Genomic DNA, 17,500 nt, shown 5'->3' with positions numbered 1-17,500 from the left:
AGCTTCAATGCTGCCCTCTATTTAACCATACCCCGAGTCTATCTTAGACCGGGGTTTTTTTCAGCCTTAAGTTGAAAAGAGAGGGGAAAGAACATGAAGCATTTAACGACGATGAGTGAACTCAGCACTGAGGAAATCAAAGATTTGCTTCAAAAAGCACAAGATCTCAAAAGCGGAAAAACAGACAATCAGCTTACAGGAAAGTTTGCCGCAAACCTGTTTTTCGAACCGAGCACGAGAACGCGGTTCAGCTTTGAGGTCGCAGAAAAAAAGCTGGGCATGAATGTGCTCAACCTTGATGGAACAAGCACAAGCGTGCAAAAAGGCGAAACCTTATATGACACGATCCGGACGCTCGAATCAATCGGTGTGGACGTCTGCGTCATCAGGCACAGTGAGGATGAGTATTATGAAGAGCTTGTCAGCCAGGTGAATATTCCGATTCTGAATGCGGGAGACGGATGCGGCCAGCATCCAACACAATCACTGCTTGATTTAATGACGATTTATGAAGAGTTCAATACGTTCAAAGGGCTTACTGTCTCCATTCACGGCGACATCAAGCATAGCAGAGTGGCAAGGTCAAATGCGGAAGTGTTGACAAGATTGGGTGCCCGGGTCCTATTTTCCGGCCCTTCGGAATGGCAGGATGAAGAAAATACATTCGGTACGTATGTCTCAATGGATGAAGCAGTTGAGTCTTCCGATGTCGTCATGCTGCTGCGCATTCAAAATGAACGACATCAATCCGCTGTCAGCCAGGAAGGCTATTTAAACAAATACGGCTTGACCGTAGAACGGGCTGAGCGTATGAAGCGGCATGCGATCATCATGCATCCTGCTCCGGTAAACAGAGGGGTGGAGATTGATGACAGCTTAGTAGAAAGCGAAAAATCAAGAATCTTCAAGCAAATGCAAAATGGCGTATTTATCAGAATGGCAGTGATACAGCGTGCCTTACAAACCAATGTGAAAAGAGGAGAAGCAGCGTATGTCATATCTCATTAAAAACGGCTGGATACTAAACGAAAATGGTGAAAAAACAGAAGCGGATATCCGAGTGACTGGAGAAACCATCACCGCAATCGGCAAGCTTGATGCAACGGATAATGAAACGGTAATTGATGCAAAAGGTTTGCTCGTTTCACCTGGGTTTGTTGATCTCCACGTGCATTTCAGAGAGCCGGGCGGAGAGAAAAAAGAAACTATTGAAACCGGGGCCAAAGCGGCGGCACGCGGCGGCTATACTACAGTAGCAGCAATGCCGAATACGCGGCCGGTTCCTGATACAAAGGAGCAGATGGAATGGGTGCAAAACAGAATTAAAGAAACATCATGCGTCAGAGTTCTTCCATATGCATCCATTACGATCAGACAAATCGGCGATGAAATGACAAACTTTGAAGCGTTAAAAGAAGCCGGGGCATTTGCTTTTACAGATGACGGCGTTGGTATACAGACAGCAGGCATGATGTATGAAGCGATGAAACGGGCAGCCGCAATTGACAAGGCGATTGTTGCACATTGCGAGGACAACTCCTTAATTTACGGAGGAAGCGTACATGAGGGGACATTCTCCAAAGCGAACGGGCTAAACGGCATACCTTCTGTGTGTGAATCGGTTCATATTGCCCGCGATGTGCTGCTGGCTGAGGCGGCAAACTGCCATTACCATGTATGCCATATCAGTACAAAAGAATCTGTCAGGGTCGTACGCGATGCGAAAAAAGCGGGAATCAGAGTGACAGCAGAAGTGTCGCCGCATCATTTGCTGCTTTGTGATGAGGACATCCCGGGGCTGGACACAAACTATAAAATGAATCCTCCGCTCCGCAGCGCAGAAGACAGAGCTGCTTTAATTGAAGGTCTTTTAGACGGAACAATTGATTTTATTGCAACAGACCATGCACCGCATACGGAAGAAGAGAAAAACACAGAAATGAAACTGGCGCCATTCGGAATTGTCGGCTTAGAAACAGCATTCCCGCTTCTTTACACACACTTTGTCAAAAATGGCAGCTGGTCGCTGAAGCAGCTGATTGACTACATGACAATCAAGCCATGCGAAGCGTTCGGTCTCCCATATGGAACATTACAAACGGGGCAAGCTGCGGACATTACGTTAATCGATTTAGAAAAAGAAGCAGTTATAGACAAAGAGACATTTTTATCAAAAGGAAAAAATACACCATTCAACGGCATCAGCTGCACCGGCTGGCCGGTCGCTACAATTGCGGCAGGGAAGCTTGCTTATGAAGAGGGGAGACTTGTCAAATGAAGAGACGATTAGTACTGGAAAACGGAGCGGTATTCGAGGGAGAAGCCTTCGGAAGCTTAGAACACAACATGGGAGAAGTCGTTTTTAATACTGGGATGACAGGCTATCAGGAAATTTTATCTGATCCTTCTTACTGCGGACAAATCGTAACATTAACATACCCGCTTATCGGAAATTACGGCATTAACCGTGATGATTTTGAATCCATTACCCCTTTTGTCAAAGGGCTGATCATCAAAGAATTATGTGAGCTGCCTTCCAACTGGCGTTCAGCATACACCTTAGACGAGTATTTAAAAATGAAAAACATTCCCGGACTCCAGGGGATTGATACAAGGAAGCTGACAAGAATGATCCGCACGGCAGGCGCGCTAAAAGGAACATTCGCTTCATCTGATGAAGATATCGAAGCAGTGCTGAAAAGACTGAACGAAACGGAATTGCCAAGAAATCAAGTATCCCAAGTATCAGCAAAAACAGCATATCCGAGCCCGGGAAGAGGCAAACGCATCGTCTTGGTTGACTTCGGCATGAAACACGGGATTCTAAGAGAGCTGAACAAACGGAAATGTGACGTCATCGTTGTGCCTTACAACATTACAGCGGAAGAGGTGCTTCAGCTGAAACCGGACGGTATCATGCTTTCTAACGGACCTGGAGACCCGAAGGATGTGCCTGAAGCGATTGAAATGATTAAAGGTGTTCTTGGAAAAGTGCCATTATTCGGAATATGTCTCGGCCACCAATTATTCGCGCTGGCGTGCGGGGCGAATACTGAAAAAATGAAATTCGGCCACAGGGGCTCAAACCACCCGGTAAAAGAGCTGGCTACAGGAAAAGTTGCCTTAACATCTCAAAACCATGGATATACAGTTTCGTCTATCAGTAAAACAGAACTGGAAGTGACGCATATCGCAATTAACGACGATACGATTGAAGGGCTGAAGCATAAAACATTGCCGGCATTTACGGTTCAATATCATCCCGAAGCCTCACCTGGTCCTGAGGATGCCAACCATCTATTTGACAGATTCATCGAAATGATCGAAACAACAGAGAAAGAAGGGGAAGCGGTATGCCAAAACGCGTAGACATTAACAAAATTTTAGTAATCGGATCTGGACCGATCATCATCGGCCAAGCAGCGGAATTTGACTATGCGGGAACACAAGCTTGTCTTGCTTTGAAAGAAGAAGGTTATGAAGTCATCCTTGTCAACTCAAACCCTGCCACGATCATGACAGATACAGAAATGGCTGACCGGGTTTACATCGAACCGCTCACACCTGAATTCCTGACACGAATCATCAGAAAAGAGCGCCCGGATGCCATTCTTCCTACACTCGGAGGTCAAACTGGTTTGAATCTTGCGGTTGAGCTTTCTGAAAGAGGCGTTTTGGCAGAATGCGGCGTCGAAGTGCTTGGCACAAAACTGTCTGCGATTCAGCAAGCTGAAGACCGTGACTTGTTCAGAACATTAATGAATGAACTGAATGAACCGGTGCCTGAAAGTGAGATTATCCACTCCCTTGAAGAAGCAGAAAAATTCGTCAGTCAAATTGGATTCCCTGTCATTGTCCGCCCGGCATATACATTAGGCGGAACAGGCGGAGGCATCTGCTCGAATGAGACAGAGTTAAAAGAAATCGTTGAGAACGGCTTGAAATTAAGCCCGGTACACCAATGTCTGCTTGAAAAAAGCATCGCCGGCTATAAAGAAATCGAGTATGAAGTCATGAGAGACAGCCAAGATCACGCCATTGTCGTTTGTAACATGGAAAACATTGATCCAGTTGGAATCCATACTGGAGACAGTATTGTTGTCGCGCCGAGCCAAACGCTCAGCGATCGCGAATATCAGCTCTTGCGGAATGTATCGTTAAAACTGATTCGCGCACTTGGGATCGAAGGCGGATGTAACGTCCAGCTCGCCTTAGATCCGGACAGCTTCCAATATTACATTATTGAAGTAAATCCGCGTGTCAGCCGTTCATCTGCCCTTGCATCAAAAGCAACGGGGTACCCGATAGCAAAGCTCGCCGCTAAAATTGCAGTCGGACTTTCATTAGATGAAATGATGAACCCGGTGACAGGAAAAACATATGCAGCATTTGAACCAGCTCTTGACTATGTCGTATCCAAAATTCCGCGCTGGCCGTTTGATAAGTTTGAATCAGCAAACAGAAAGCTTGGCACGCAAATGAAAGCGACAGGTGAGGTCATGGCAATCGGCCGCACACTTGAAGAGTCATTGCTGAAGGCAGTGAGATCACTGGAAGCGGATGTGTATCATCTTGAATTGAAGGACGCCGCTGACATTTCAGATGAGCTTCTTGAAAAGCGAATTAAAAAGGCCGGTGATGAACGCTTATTCTACTTAGCTGAAGCGTACAGAAGAGGCTACACGGTAGAAGACCTCCATGAATTTTCCGCTATCGATGTCTTCTTCTTGCATAAGCTGTTCGGAATCGTACAGTTTGAAAAAGAATTGAAGGCCAATGCGGGCAATACGGATGTGCTGAGACGGGCAAAAGAACTCGGCTTCTCTGATCAGTACATTAGCCGCGAGTGGAAAATGAAAGAATCTGAGCTTTACAGCTTGAGAAAACAAGCGGGGATTGAGCCGGTATTCAAAATGGTAGATACGTGCGCGGCGGAATTCGAGTCAGAAACGCCATACTTCTATAGCACATACGAAGAAGAAAATGAATCTGTCGTTACAGATAAGAAAAGTGTGATGGTGCTTGGTTCGGGGCCGATTCGAATCGGTCAGGGTGTCGAGTTCGACTATGCGACGGTTCACTCTGTATGGGCAATTAAACAAGCAGGCTATGAAGCCATTATTGTCAACAACAACCCGGAAACCGTTTCAACAGACTTCAGCATCTCAGACAAGCTGTATTTTGAACCGCTTACGATTGAAGATGTTATGCACATCATTGACCTCGAACAGCCAATAGGCGTTGTCGTACAGTTCGGCGGACAAACTGCGATTAACCTTGCTGACGAGCTTTCTGCGCGCGGAGTGAAAATCCTTGGAACTTCATTAGAAGATTTAGACCGTGCAGAAGACCGGGATAAATTTGAACAAGCGCTTGGAGAACTTGGTGTTCCGCAGCCGCTTGGCAAAACAGCCACATCAGTTGATCAGGCGGTAAGCATCGCGAGTGATATCGGTTATCCGGTACTGGTACGCCCTTCCTATGTACTTGGCGGCCGGGCAATGGAGATTGTGTATCATGAAGAAGAGCTGCTTCATTACATGAAAAACGCAGTTAAAATCAATCCGCAGCACCCTGTATTAATTGATAGATACTTGACCGGAAAAGAAATTGAAGTCGATGCAGTATCCGACGGTGAAACAGTCGTCATTCCGGGAATTATGGAGCACATTGAACGTGCGGGCGTTCACTCCGGAGACTCGATCGCTGTTTATCCGCCTCAGTCTCTCACAGAGGACATTAAGAAAAAAATTGAACAATACACGATCGCATTGGCTAAAGGGCTGAATATTGTCGGTTTGCTCAATATTCAATTCGTCTTGTCGCAATGCGAGGTGTACGTGCTAGAAGTGAATCCGAGATCAAGCAGAACCGTACCGTTTTTAAGCAAAATTACGGGTATCCCAATGGCGAATCTCGCAACAAAAATCATTCTTGGTCAAAAGCTGGCTGCGTTTGGCTATACAGAGGGCCTTCAGCCTGAACAGCAAGGTGTATTTGTAAAAGCGCCGGTCTTCTCCTTTGCCAAGCTGAGAAGAGTGGACATTACGTTAGGGCCTGAAATGAAATCAACCGGTGAAGTCATGGGGAAAGATTCGACACTTGAAAAGGCGCTCTACAAAGCCTTGATTGCTTCAGGTATTCAAATCCCGAACTACGGTTCCGTGCTTTTAACAGTAGCTGATAAGGACAAAGAAGAAGGGCTTGCCATTGCTAAGCGGTTCCACGCGATCGGCTACAACATTTTAGCGACGGAAGGAACGGCAGGCTACTTGAAAGAAGCTTCCATTCCAGCGAAGGTCGTCGGAAAAATCGGTCAGGATGGCCCGAACTTGCTTGACGTCATCAGAAACGGAGAAGCGCAGTTTGTCATCAATACGCTGACAAAAGGAAAGCAGCCGGCAAGAGACGGTTTTAGAATCAGACGTGAATCAGTAGAAAATGGTGTTGCCTGCCTAACATCTTTAGATACGGCAGAGGCGATATTGCGAGTGCTGGAAAGCATGACATTCCGTGCTGATCAAATGCCGGCAGTCAACACAAATCAGGAGGCGGCAGTCACTATATGAAAAAAGCGTATTTGACAGTATGTTCTAACCAGCAAATTGCAGACCGGGTGTTTCAAATGGTTCTGAAAGGGGAGCTTGTCCAAGGGTTTACAACCCCTGGACAGTTCCTTCATCTTAAAGTGAGCGAAGCGGTTACGCCTCTTTTGAGAAGGCCGATCAGCATCGCAGACGTCAACTTTGAAAAAAATGAAGTCACCATCATTTATCGGGTAGATGGGGAAGGGACAAGACTCTTGTCACTGAAGCAGCAGGGAGAACTTGTGGATGTCCTCGGGCCTTTGGGAAATGGCTTTCCTGTTAATGAAGTTCAACCCGGAAAGACGGCTTTGCTGGTAGGAGGCGGAGTAGGTGTGCCGCCTCTCCAAGAGCTGTCGAAACGCTTGATTGAAAAAGGGGTAAATGTCATCCACGTTTTAGGATTCCAATCGGCAAAGGATGTTTTTTACGAGGAAGAATGCCGGCAGTACGGAGACACGTATGTGGCAACAGCTGACGGAAGCTACGGGGAAACCGGATTTGTCACAGATGTGATTAAACGGAAAAATCTAGAGTTTGATATCCTCCTCAGCTGCGGTCCGACACCGATGCTCAAGGCGTTAAAACAGGAATATGCCCATAAAGAAGTATATCTGTCCATGGAGGAACGAATGGGCTGCGGAATCGGCGCATGCTTCGCGTGTGTGTGCCATACAAACGAAAGTGAGACATCCTATGTAAAAGTATGTCTCGACGGGCCTGTATTTAAAGCTCAGGAGGTGGCGCTGTAATGCTAGAGGTGAAATTGCCGGGACTTGATTTGAAAAACCCAATCATTCCTGCATCAGGCTGCTTCGGTTTTGGAAAAGAATTTTCACGTTTTTATGATTTGTCTTGTCTTGGAGCCATCATGATTAAGGCTACGACAAAGGAGCCACGCTTTGGGAATCCGACGCCGCGGGTAGCTGAGACTGGTGCTGGAATGCTCAATGCGATCGGTCTCCAAAATCCGGGGCTGGATAGCGTGTTGCATAATGAGCTGCCGTGGCTTGAGCAGTTTGATACGCCGATCATTGCCAATGTCGCAGGTTCTCAAGTCGAGGATTATGTTGAAGTCGCAGAGCATATCAGCAAAGCGCCTAATGTTCATGCTCTTGAATTGAATATTTCCTGCCCGAATGTGAAAACAGGCGGAATCGCTTTTGGCACGAATCCTGAAATGGCTGCCGATTTGACAAAAGCGGTGAAAGAGGTTTCGAATGTACCCGTTTATGTGAAGCTTTCTCCGAACGTGGCCAATATCACAGAAATTGCATTAGCGATCGAGGAAGCGGGAGCGGACGGTCTTACGATGATCAACACACTAATCGGCATGAGACTCGATTTAAAAACCGGCAAACCGATATTAGCGAATAAAACAGGGGGACTTTCAGGCCCTGCTGTGAAGCCGGTTGCCATTCGCATGGTGTATGAAGTCAGCCAGGTGGTCAACATCCCGATTATCGGAATGGGAGGCGTGCAGACGGCTGAAGATGCCCTGGAATTTCTTCTCGCGGGAGCAAGCGCAGTCGCTGTCGGAACAGCAAACTTTGTGAATCCTTTTGCATGTCCAGAGATTATTGAACAGCTCCCATCTGTTTTGCGCCAATACGGCTATCAATCAATTGAAGAATGCATCGGAAGGAGCTGGAATCATGAAAAACAACCTGCCCATCATCGCGCTTGATTTTGCATCAGCTGAAGAAACACTTGCGTTCTTAGCGCCTTTTCAGCAAGAACCGTTATTTGTAAAGGTTGGAATGGAGCTTTTTTATCAAGAAGGGCCATCGATCGTGAAACAATTAAAAGAAAGAAACTGTGAGCTGTTTTTAGATCTAAAGCTTCATGACATCCCGACTACTGTAAACAAAGCGATGAAGCGCCTTGCCAGTCTCGGAGTAGATCTCGTCAATGTTCATGCTGCTGGGGGCAAAAAAATGATGCAGGCAGCTCTCGAAGGCTTAGAAGAAGGTACGCCGGCTGGAAAAAAACGTCCGTCACTTATCGCGGTAACCCAGCTGACAAGCACATCTGAACAAATCATGAAAGATGAACTGCTGATCGAAAAGTCTCTGATTGATACGGTTGTGCACTACAGCAAAAAGGCGGAAGAAAGCGGACTGGATGGAGTGGTCTGCTCTGTTCATGAAGCAAAAGCCATTTACCAAGCGGTGTCGCCTTCATTTCTGACTGTCACTCCGGGGATCAGAATGTCTGAGGACGCTGCGAATGACCAAGTCCGCGTAGCGACGCCTGCCATTGCAAGAGAGAAAGGTTCATCAGCGATTGTAGTAGGACGCTCGATTACAAAAGCGGAAGACCCGGTAAAAGCCTATAAGGCTGTCAGACTTGAATGGGAGGGAATCAAATCTTGAAACAAATCATCGCAAAACATCTATTAGACATCCAAGCTGTATTTTTACGCCCGAACGAGCCGTTCACATGGGCAAGCGGCATTTTATCACCAATCTACTGTGACAACCGCCTTACGCTATCTTTCCCAGAGGTCAGAAACGATGTCGCCTCAGGTATCAGCAAGCTTGTCAAAGAGCATTTTCCTGAAGCTGAAATGATTGCGGGAACAGCAACTGCCGGTATTCCTCATGCTGCTCTTGCGGCTGACCGTTTGAATCTTCCGATGTGTTATGTGAGGAGCAAGCCGAAGACACACGGCAAAGGCAATCAGATTGAGGGAGCTGTGCAAGAAGGGCAAAAAACAGTCGTCATTGAAGACTTAATCTCCACAGGAGGCAGCGTGCTTGAAGCTTGTGCAGCTTTACAAGCGGCCGGCTGTGAAGTGCTTGGTGTCGTCTCAATCTTTACGTATGGACTTCCTAAAGCGGAGGAAGCCTTCGCAAAGGCAGAACTGCCATACTACTCATTAACTGATTATGATACGCTCACAGAGGTCGCGCTTGAAAACGGAAATATTCATTCAAATGATCTAAAAAAGCTGCAAACATGGAAACAAAATCCCGAGTCAAAAGATTGGTTTAAAAAATAAAAAATAAATTCAAATGATATAAAGAGGCTTCAAAGCCTTTCTGTACTTGAAAACAGGCTGTGAGGCCTGTTTTTTTATTAATCCTATAAAAAAAGTCGGGTTGACTTATGTTAGAATTGTGCTAAAATTTACTACAAATCTAAAAACTTATCAAGAGCGGCTGAGGGACTGGACCTATGAAGCCCGGCAACCTGCATAGTTTGTAAGGTGCTACTTCCAGCAAAATGAATTCCATTTTGAAAGATAAGGGCTGCATGCTGTTCCTGTCTTTCTTTCCGCCGGATTGAAAGTTTTTTATTTTAAGAGGTAAAAAGGCTATCTGTATATCAGCAGCCGCGAATCACATTACATGGGAAAAGACAACCGGCAGAAAGCTACTGTTTGTTTGTCTCCGAAAGGAGGAAAGAAGAAATGTTAACGTATGATAATTGGGAAGAACCAACGATTACATTTCCGGAAGACGATCCTTATAAAGGAGCGCTGTCAGTTTTAAAATGGGCATACGGCCATTACGGCAATCAACTTGTTTATGCCTGCAGTTTCGGAATTGAGGGAATCGTTCTGATTGACTTAATTTATAAAGTGAAAAAAGACGCAGAGATTGTGTTTCTTGATACAGGACTTCATTTTAAAGAAACCTATGAAACAATTGAACGAGTGAAAGAGCGTTATCCGGGTCTTAATATCATCCTGAAAAAACCAGACCTCACCCTTGAGGAACAAGCCGAAGAACATGGTGACAAACTGTGGGAAAGAGAGCCGAATCAGTGCTGCTATCTTAGAAAGGTCGTTCCTTTAAGAGAGGCGCTTTCAGGACATCCAGCCTGGCTTTCCGGCCTGCGTCGTGATCAAGGGCCAAGCCGTGCCAATACGAATTTCTTAAACAAAGATGAAAAATTCAAGTCAGTAAAAGTTTGCCCGCTTATCCATTGGACTTGGAAAGACATTTGGAGATACACATCCCGGAATGAACTGGACTACAATCCGCTTCATGACCAAGGATATCCAAGTATTGGATGTGCGCCTTGCACTGCTCCCGCTTTTACAGCAGAGGATTTGCGCTCAGGCAGATGGAATGGTATGGCGAAAACAGAATGCGGACTGCATGAATAAGGAGCTGCAAAATGGAATTAGCCGCTATTTTATTTAGCTTGTTTTTCGCGATGAATATTGGTGCAAGCGGCGCTGCAGCTTCGATGGGGGTTGCTTACGGCTCCGGAGCCATCAAAAAGAAAACCTACGCTTTGATCCTATGCGCAGTCGGTGTCTTTGCCGGGGCGGTCATTGGCGGAGGCGAGGTTGTAAAAACAATCAGCTCCGGCATTATTCCTGAGCAGACGATTACACTGACGATTGTTTGCATCATTATTGGAGCTGCTGCCCTGTCGCTCTTTACTGCTAATCTGCTCGGCATTCCTTTGTCGACAAGTGAAGTAACAGTCGGCGCGGTTGTCGGCGTGGGAGTGGCTTATAAAGTATTGTTTGTGAACAATCTTCTGATCATTGTGTCATTTTGGGTTTTTGTCCCGCTGTTCGCTTTCGGCTTCACCTATTTCGTATCTAAGCTGTTTCGTTATTTTAAGATTGAAGTAAAATCTTCTAAAAAGCAAAAAATCCTCGGCGTTGTTTTGTTAGTTGCCGGATTTTTCGAAGCATTCTCTGCCGGCATGAATAACGTGGCGAATGCTGTTGGCCCGTTAGTAGCTGCCGGTGTGCTTGATGTCGGAAAAGGAACCTTGTATGGAGGAGCTTTTGTTGCTCTTGGCGCACTGTTATTAGGCCGGCGTGTGCTAGAAACAAACGGGAAGAAAATTACGAGATTCTCCAAAGGGGAAGGCATTCTCTTATCCGGTACAGGAGCCGGACTGGTGATCATCAGTTCTGTATTTGGGATGCCGGTGCCCTTGGCGCAAGTCACGTCATCGTCTATTATCGGAATAGGCATGGCAAAAAACGGTCCGAACGTGTTCCATAAACAAGTTGTTCAAACGATGCTGAAGGTATGGATCGTATCGCCGTTTTTATCTTTATCGATTTCTTATCTGCTTGTATCCTTGTTTTTAAAAGCAGATTATTATTCGATCTTTATCATGGTAAGTGTGCTTTTAGCGGCGGGCGGTGCCGTCAGCCTGACAAAGGCCATTCGTAAAGAGAGACGCTCAGTCCACGAACAAGGCGGGGGAATCTGATCATTAATCTGAGTAATTTTATAAGTTAACTAGGAGGAGATGGCTATTATGAGCTTAGCACCACACGGAGGAACATTAGTAAACAGAGTAGATGAATCATATGATGTGAGCGGCATTCAAAAAGAAATTGAACTTGATTTAATTTCTTTCGCGGATTTGGAATTGATCGGTATCGGTGCATACAGCCCGATTGAAGGTTTCTTTAATGAAAAAGATTACGTATCTGTAGTCGAAAACATGCGTCTTTCTTCCGGCGTTGTCTGGTCTCTTCCAATCACGCTTCCGGTCGATGCGCAAAAAGCAGCGGAACTGTCACTTGGTGAAACGGTAAAGTTAACGTATGAAGGAGAAACATACGGCGTTATCCAAATCGAAGACCTGTACGTGCCTGACAAACAAAAAGAAGCTGTCAATGTGTACAAAACAGATGAACAGGAGCATCCTGGTGTTAAAAAGCTGTTCAGCCGCGGCAATACATATGTCGGCGGGCCGATTACGTTGATTAAAAAAGCTTCAAAACAGTTCCCTGAATTTACATTTGAACCGTTAGAAACGAGACGCCAGTTTGCGGAAAAAGGCTGGGAAACCATTGTCGGTTTCCAAACAAGAAACCCTGTTCACAGAGCGCATGAATACATTCAAAAAACGGCTCTTGAAACAGTAGACGGCTTGTTCTTGAATCCGTTAGTAGGTGAAACAAAATCTGATGACATTCCAGCTGATGTACGGATGGAAAGCTACCAAGTGCTTCTTGATCATTATTACCCGAAAGATCGCGTTTTCCTTGGTGTCTTTTTAGCGGCGATGCGTTATGCAGGCCCGAGAGAAGCAATTTTCCACGCGCTTGTCAGAAAGAACTACGGCTGCACACATTTCATCGTCGGCCGTGATCATGCAGGTGTAGGCGACTATTACGGAACATACGAAGCACAGGAGCTGTTTGACACATTTAAACCTGAAGAACTCGGAATTACACCGCTGAAATTTGAGCACAGCTTCTTCTGTAAAAAATGCGGAAATATGGGAACAGCGAAAACTTGCCCTCATGGCAGAGAGCATCACGTCATTTTATCAGGCACTAAGGTAAGAGGTATGCTGAGAGACGGTGTGCTGCCGCCTGCTGAATTCAGTCGAAAAGAAGTAGTAGAAGTGTTAATCAAAGGGATGAAGAAAAAAGAAGAAGTAGGCGTATCTTAAGGAGGACTGGCAGTGACAAATCGCGATATTGTATGGCATGAAGCCTCTATCACAAAAGAAGAGTATCAGCAAAAAAACAAGCATAAAAGCTCCATTCTCTGGCTGACAGGGTTAAGCGGCTCAGGCAAATCAACCATTGCCAACGCCGCTGCGAGAGAATTGTTTGAGCAAGGCTACCAAGTCATTGTGCTGGACGGGGATAATATCCGTCACGGCCTAAATAGGGATCTTGGTTTTTCTGATGAAGACCGAAAAGAAAACATCCGCCGGATCGGAGAGGTGGCGAAGCTTTTTGTTCAGCAGGGAACCATTGTGATTACTGCTTTTATCTCTCCTTTCCGCGAGGACAGGCAACAGGTTCGCGAGCTTGTGGAAGCGGGCGAATTTAATGAAGTCTACATTAAATGCGACCTTGATATTTGTGAACAAAGAGATCCGAAAGGACTTTACAAAAAAGCAAGAAACGGAGAGATTCCGTTCTTTACAGGAATTGATTCACCTTATGAAGAACCGGAAGCTCCAGAGCTCGTTCTTGATTCAGGACAGCATGACCGTGAAGCGTGTAAAAATCAGCTGATCGAGTTTGTTAAACAAAAATTGAGCTGAATATGATCTGCTGCGTTCTTCTCAGATGCCGGAATGCAAGCGAGAACATCATCACAGCGAATGCTCTGGAAGAACTCGAATAGATCGGGGGAAATACGATGGGGAAAGTATATATTGTAGGAGCGGGTCCTGGTGACCCTGATCTGCTGACAATTAAAGCGCTGAAAGCCATTGAAAAAGCTGATGTCATCTTATATGACAGATTAGTAAATAAAGAGATTTTACAATATGCCAAAGAGCAAGCAGACCTGATCTACTGCGGGAAGCTTCCAGATTTTCATACGATGAAGCAGGAAACCATCAATCGATTTCTTGTGAAGTATGCGCAAAAAGGGAAAATGGTTGTCAGACTGAAAGGCGGAGACCCTTTTGTGTTCGGCAGAGGAGGGGAAGAAGCGGAATGCCTCTCTGAAAATGGAATTCCGTTTGAAATCATCCCCGGCATTACGTCTGGAATCGCGGCAGCCGCTTATGCCGGGATTCCTGTTACTCATCGGGAGGCGGGCTCTAACGTCGCTTTTGTAACGGGTCATTATAAAAAAGAAGAAGATTTTGAGGAAAAGTGGAAAGCGCTGGCTACAGGAATTGATACACTTGTCATCTATATGGGTATCAAAAACGTGCAGCAGATTGAAAGAAAACTCCTTGAAAACGGCAGGGACGGTTCTACGCCGGCAGCCTTTATTCATTGGGGAACAACGGACAAGCAAAAATCTGTTTTTTGTACAGTTGAAACCCTTTCAGAAACGGTGATAAAAGAAAACATTACAAATCCGAGTTTAATTGTCATTGGAAATGTTGTAAATTATCACTATAAGCTGGAATGGTTTGAATCTGAACTGAAAAAACAAGATTTAAGCGAGGCGTTGTAAAAATGAAACAAGCAATTTTATATGTCGGCCACGGCAGCCGGGTCAAAAAAGCGCAGCAAGAAGCCGCAGCCTTTTTGGAAGGATGCAAGGCTCACATCTCTGTGCCAGTACAAGAAATCAGCTTTTTAGAGCTTCAGGAGCCGACAATTGAGACAGGATTTGAAGCATGTGTGAAGCAAGGCGCCACTCATATCGCAGTGGTGCCTCTGCTTCTTTTAACAGCTGCGCATGCAAAACATGATATTCCGGAAGAAATTGCCCGTGCTGCATCTCGATATCCGTCAGTCCGCATTTCATACGGAAAGCCGATCGGGATTGACGAAGAAGTAGTCAAGGCTGTATATCACCGAATGAAAGACATAGGTGTTCCATATGAAAATGCCAGAGTGGTACTCATCGGAAGGGGAAGTTCAGATCCTGATGTCAAAAGAGACGTAACTGGTATTGCTAATCTTCTTCAGGAAATGATTCCAGTCAAGGAAGTCATTCCGTGCTTTTTGACAGCATGCGGCCCTAATTACAAAGAGGTTTTTTCAGAACTTAAAAAAGATGACGGCATAACAACCTTTATCGTTCCATATTTGCTCTTTACGGGTATGCTGATGAATGAAATCGAACGAGAGGTTCAGAAATTAAAAGCTCATAATCCGAACGTCTACCTCTCTTCCTATATCGGTTTTCATCCTCATGTGAAAAACGCATTTTTGAACCGTGTGAGAGAAACTGCGGCAAATTCTGAGGGACAATTTGATTTTGATGGAGATTCATATGCTTCCGCTGCACATTAGCCTGGAAAAGAAGAAGGTTGTGATTGCGGGGGGCGGCAGCATCGCTCTCAGAAGGCTGAAATCGGTGATTTCTGAGGGAGCTGATATAACGCTCGTCAGTCCGGATGTTGAACCGGAAATCAAGCAAATGGCAGAAGAGCGACGTATCAAATGGGAAAAACGGACAATTGAAAAAGAAGATTATCTCAATGCTTTCTTCATTATTGCTGCGACGGATAATGCGGCAGTGAACAAAGAAATTGCCCAATCCGCTTCGCCTTTTCAGCTTGTCAATTGTGTCAGTGACGCTGAGCTTGGCAATGTATATATGCCGAAAATTGTCAAAAGAGGGCATGTCACTGTGTCTGTTTCTACAAGCGGAGCCAGTCCAAAGCACACGAAAGAGCTTGCTGAAAACGTGGATAAGCTGATTGACGGCGATTTTATTGCTGAAGTGAACAGGCTTTATCAGGTGAGAAGGAAGAAATAAGCCAGAGCATACAAATGCTCTGGCTTTTCTTTATGCGGCTCAGCTTTTTTTGAGCTTGATGACAGTATCAGCATCAGGCGTGACAAAGACGGTATGCTGGCTGTCATAGGTGACGAAACCGGGTTTCGCGCCGTTTGGTTTTTTGACATGCCTGATTTTTGTATAATCTACAGGCACTGAACTTGAATCTTTAGCTTTTGAAAAATAAGCTGCAATTGTCGCGGCTTCCATGATTGTTTGCTCATCCGGTTCGCTGCTTCTGATCACAACGTGGGAGCCTGGAATGTCCTTCGTGTGAAGCCAGATATCGTCTCTGGCCGCCACTCTTGTCGTTAAATATTCATTTTGACGATTGTTCTTACCCACTAAAATTGTCAGCCCTGAGGTGGATTCATATGTTTCTAACACCGGATTGTGCGGTTTTTGCTTTTTCTGGCCTTTTTGCTGCTTAGGGCGTAAATATTTGCCCTCTACAAGCTCTTCCCTGATTTCGCTGATATCCCGGGGAGAAGCGGACGAAAGCTGCTGAATCAGCTGATCAAAATATTCGATCTCTTCCTGTGCCAGCCTGATTTGCTCCTCGACAACTGCGACCGAATTTTTCGCTTTCTGATACTTCGTGAAATAGGCCTGTGCGTTTTCAGAAGGCGTTTTGTTCGGGTTTAAAGGAATCGTGATTGTCGGGCTTTCTTCATCATAATAATTGATGACCTCAGCCTGTTTATCACCTTTTTTCAGCATATATAAATTAGCGGTTAAAAGCTCTCCGTAAAGCTGAAATTCCTTCGCGTTTTCCGAATACTCCAGGGTTTTCTCTAATTTTTTGATTTTGTTGGCATTCTTCTTCCGTTCGTTCACAACAAAACGCTCAAGATCCTGAGCCTGTTGCTTGACCCGGTCTCGTTCAGCTTTTCCGAAATAAAAACGGTCGAGCAGTTCGCTTAATGACTCAAAACTGCGCGCTTCGCCCTTTAGATGAGTCAGCTCCAGCAGATAAAAATATTCCTTTCCGTTTACAGTCGTAATGTTGGGAATGAAACGGTGCTCTTTCACTTCGGCAAACAGTGCCAGCAATGCTTTTGGCAGTGTGACTTTGTTGGCAAGGCCTGCTCTGTGAACCGCTTCTTTGGCGAAAAGCGGAGACACCCCTGAAAAGTGGTCGACAATTTGTTTATCAAGCTTTCCTTCTTGAAAGCTGAGGTGACGCAAAATATCATCTTCTGACGCCTCAAGAGGCGATATTTTGTCCTGGGCAGGCGGAAGCTTATAATCTTGGCCGGGCAGTACTGTACGGTAGCTGTTCATTGACGGTGATAAGTGCTTAAGTCCGTCGATGATCACATTTTCTGCTGCGTCAGTCAAAATGATATTGCTGTGGCGGCCCATAATTTCTACATAAAGCTTTCGTACGGTTTCATCGCCAATTTCGTTTCGGCTTTTGATATGAAAAATCATAATGCGGTCTAAGCCCGCTTGTTCAATTTTCTCAATGAATCCGCCTTCGATATGCTTTCTCAGCAACATGCAAAACATTGGAGGTTCGCTTGGATTTTCATAAGCTTGTGCCGTGATATGCACCCGTGAATAGCTCGGATGTGCCGATAATAATAGTTTTTGGTTTTTTCCCTTGGCACGGATGTGGAAAATCACATCGTGCTTATATGGCTGATGGACTTTTGTAATTCGTCCGCCCATTATTTTCTCGTTAAGTTCGTGTGTCATTCCGTATGTAAACATGCCATCAAACGACATATGCAATACACCCTCTCATTCTTCCTGCATTCGATAATT

The 17,500-nt window shown here is 45.4% G+C and carries 16 protein-coding genes and 1 riboswitch; of the genes, 15 read left to right on the top strand and 1 reads right to left on the bottom strand.

The window, feature by feature from the left end; all coding sequences use genetic code 11:
• Positions 1-93 precede the first annotated feature (93 nt).
• From PUN35_RS06275 to sirC, 15 genes are all read left to right on the top strand, one after another.
• Positions 94-1,008 (top strand): aspartate carbamoyltransferase catalytic subunit, encoded by a 915-nt coding sequence (locus tag PUN35_RS06275; RefSeq protein ID WP_014479744.1) that lies wholly within the window; start codon positions 94-96, stop codon positions 1,006-1,008.
• Positions 992-2,278 carry a dihydroorotase gene (locus PUN35_RS06270; RefSeq protein WP_003232117.1) on the top strand — a complete coding sequence of 429 codons (1,287 nt, stop codon included), beginning with the start codon at positions 992-994 and terminating at the stop codon, positions 2,276-2,278. Before PUN35_RS06275 ends, PUN35_RS06270 begins: the two co-directional genes overlap by 17 nt.
• On the top strand, positions 2,275-3,369 hold the full coding sequence (locus PUN35_RS06265; RefSeq protein WP_003232115.1) for a carbamoyl phosphate synthase small subunit: 1,095 nt from the start codon (positions 2,275-2,277) through the stop codon (positions 3,367-3,369). Before PUN35_RS06270 ends, PUN35_RS06265 begins: the two co-directional genes overlap by 4 nt.
• A complete protein-coding gene (carB, locus tag PUN35_RS06260) occupies positions 3,354-6,569 on the top strand; it encodes a carbamoyl-phosphate synthase (glutamine-hydrolyzing) large subunit (protein ID WP_014479745.1) in 3,216 nt (1,071 codons plus the stop codon). Before PUN35_RS06265 ends, carB begins: the two co-directional genes overlap by 16 nt.
• Positions 6,566-7,336 carry a dihydroorotate oxidase B electron transfer subunit gene (pyrK, locus tag PUN35_RS06255; RefSeq protein WP_014479746.1) on the top strand — a complete coding sequence of 257 codons (771 nt, stop codon included), beginning with the start codon at positions 6,566-6,568 and terminating at the stop codon, positions 7,334-7,336. Before carB ends, pyrK begins: the two co-directional genes overlap by 4 nt.
• On the top strand, positions 7,336-8,271 hold the full coding sequence (locus PUN35_RS06250) for a dihydroorotate dehydrogenase (RefSeq protein WP_014479747.1): 936 nt from the start codon (positions 7,336-7,338) through the stop codon (positions 8,269-8,271). Before pyrK ends, PUN35_RS06250 begins: the two co-directional genes overlap by 1 nt.
• Positions 8,240-8,959 (top strand): orotidine-5'-phosphate decarboxylase, encoded by a 720-nt coding sequence (gene pyrF, locus PUN35_RS06245; protein WP_014479748.1) that lies wholly within the window; start codon positions 8,240-8,242, stop codon positions 8,957-8,959. Before PUN35_RS06250 ends, pyrF begins: the two co-directional genes overlap by 32 nt.
• On the top strand, positions 8,956-9,588 hold the full coding sequence (pyrE, locus tag PUN35_RS06240) for an orotate phosphoribosyltransferase (RefSeq protein ID WP_014479749.1): 633 nt from the start codon (positions 8,956-8,958) through the stop codon (positions 9,586-9,588). Before pyrF ends, pyrE begins: the two co-directional genes overlap by 4 nt.
• 144 nt (positions 9,589-9,732) lie before the next feature.
• Positions 9,733-9,838: riboswitch (SAM riboswitch) on the top strand.
• A gap of 161 nt (positions 9,839-9,999) precedes the next feature.
• Positions 10,000-10,701, top strand: coding sequence for a phosphoadenylyl-sulfate reductase (locus tag PUN35_RS06235; protein ID WP_003221498.1), 702 nt, complete (start codon positions 10,000-10,002; stop codon positions 10,699-10,701).
• Positions 10,702-10,712: 11 nt separating this feature from the next.
• A complete protein-coding gene (cysP, locus tag PUN35_RS06230; protein ID WP_014479750.1) occupies positions 10,713-11,777 on the top strand; it encodes a sulfate permease in 1,065 nt (354 codons plus the stop codon).
• A gap of 48 nt (positions 11,778-11,825) precedes the next feature.
• On the top strand, positions 11,826-12,974 hold the full coding sequence (sat, locus tag PUN35_RS06225) for a sulfate adenylyltransferase (protein WP_014479751.1): 1,149 nt from the start codon (positions 11,826-11,828) through the stop codon (positions 12,972-12,974).
• Positions 12,975-12,986: 12 nt separating this feature from the next.
• The gene (cysC, locus tag PUN35_RS06220) at positions 12,987-13,580 is read left to right on the top strand and encodes an adenylyl-sulfate kinase (RefSeq protein WP_003232097.1); all 594 of its coding nucleotides are present in this window, start codon (positions 12,987-12,989) and stop codon (positions 13,578-13,580) included.
• A 98-nt stretch (positions 13,581-13,678) separates the two neighbouring features.
• Positions 13,679-14,452 carry a uroporphyrinogen-III C-methyltransferase gene (gene cobA, locus PUN35_RS06215; RefSeq protein WP_014479752.1) on the top strand — a complete coding sequence of 258 codons (774 nt, stop codon included), beginning with the start codon at positions 13,679-13,681 and terminating at the stop codon, positions 14,450-14,452.
• A 2-nt stretch (positions 14,453-14,454) separates the two neighbouring features.
• A complete protein-coding gene (sirB, locus tag PUN35_RS06210) occupies positions 14,455-15,240 on the top strand; it encodes a sirohydrochlorin chelatase (protein WP_014479753.1) in 786 nt (261 codons plus the stop codon).
• Entirely contained in the window at positions 15,221-15,709 is a 489-nt protein-coding gene (gene sirC / locus PUN35_RS06205) for a precorrin-2 dehydrogenase (RefSeq protein WP_014479754.1), read from the top strand. Before sirB ends, sirC begins: the two co-directional genes overlap by 20 nt.
• Positions 15,710-15,748: 39 nt before the next feature.
• Here sirC and rqcH read toward each other — a convergent pair whose 3' ends face one another.
• On the bottom strand, positions 15,749-17,461 hold the full coding sequence (rqcH, locus tag PUN35_RS06200) for a tRNA modification protein RqcH (RefSeq protein ID WP_014479755.1): 1,713 nt from the start codon (positions 17,459-17,461) through the stop codon (positions 15,749-15,751).
• Between the last annotated feature and the right edge of the window lie 39 nt (positions 17,462-17,500).

The organism is Bacillus sp. N3378-2at (genome assembly GCF_033412715.1).
GTDB lineage: Bacteria > Bacillota > Bacilli > Bacillales > Bacillaceae > Bacillus > Bacillus subtilis.
The sequence above is the reverse complement of the archived record's forward strand: the minus strand, read 5'-3'. Positions and strand labels throughout refer to the sequence as shown.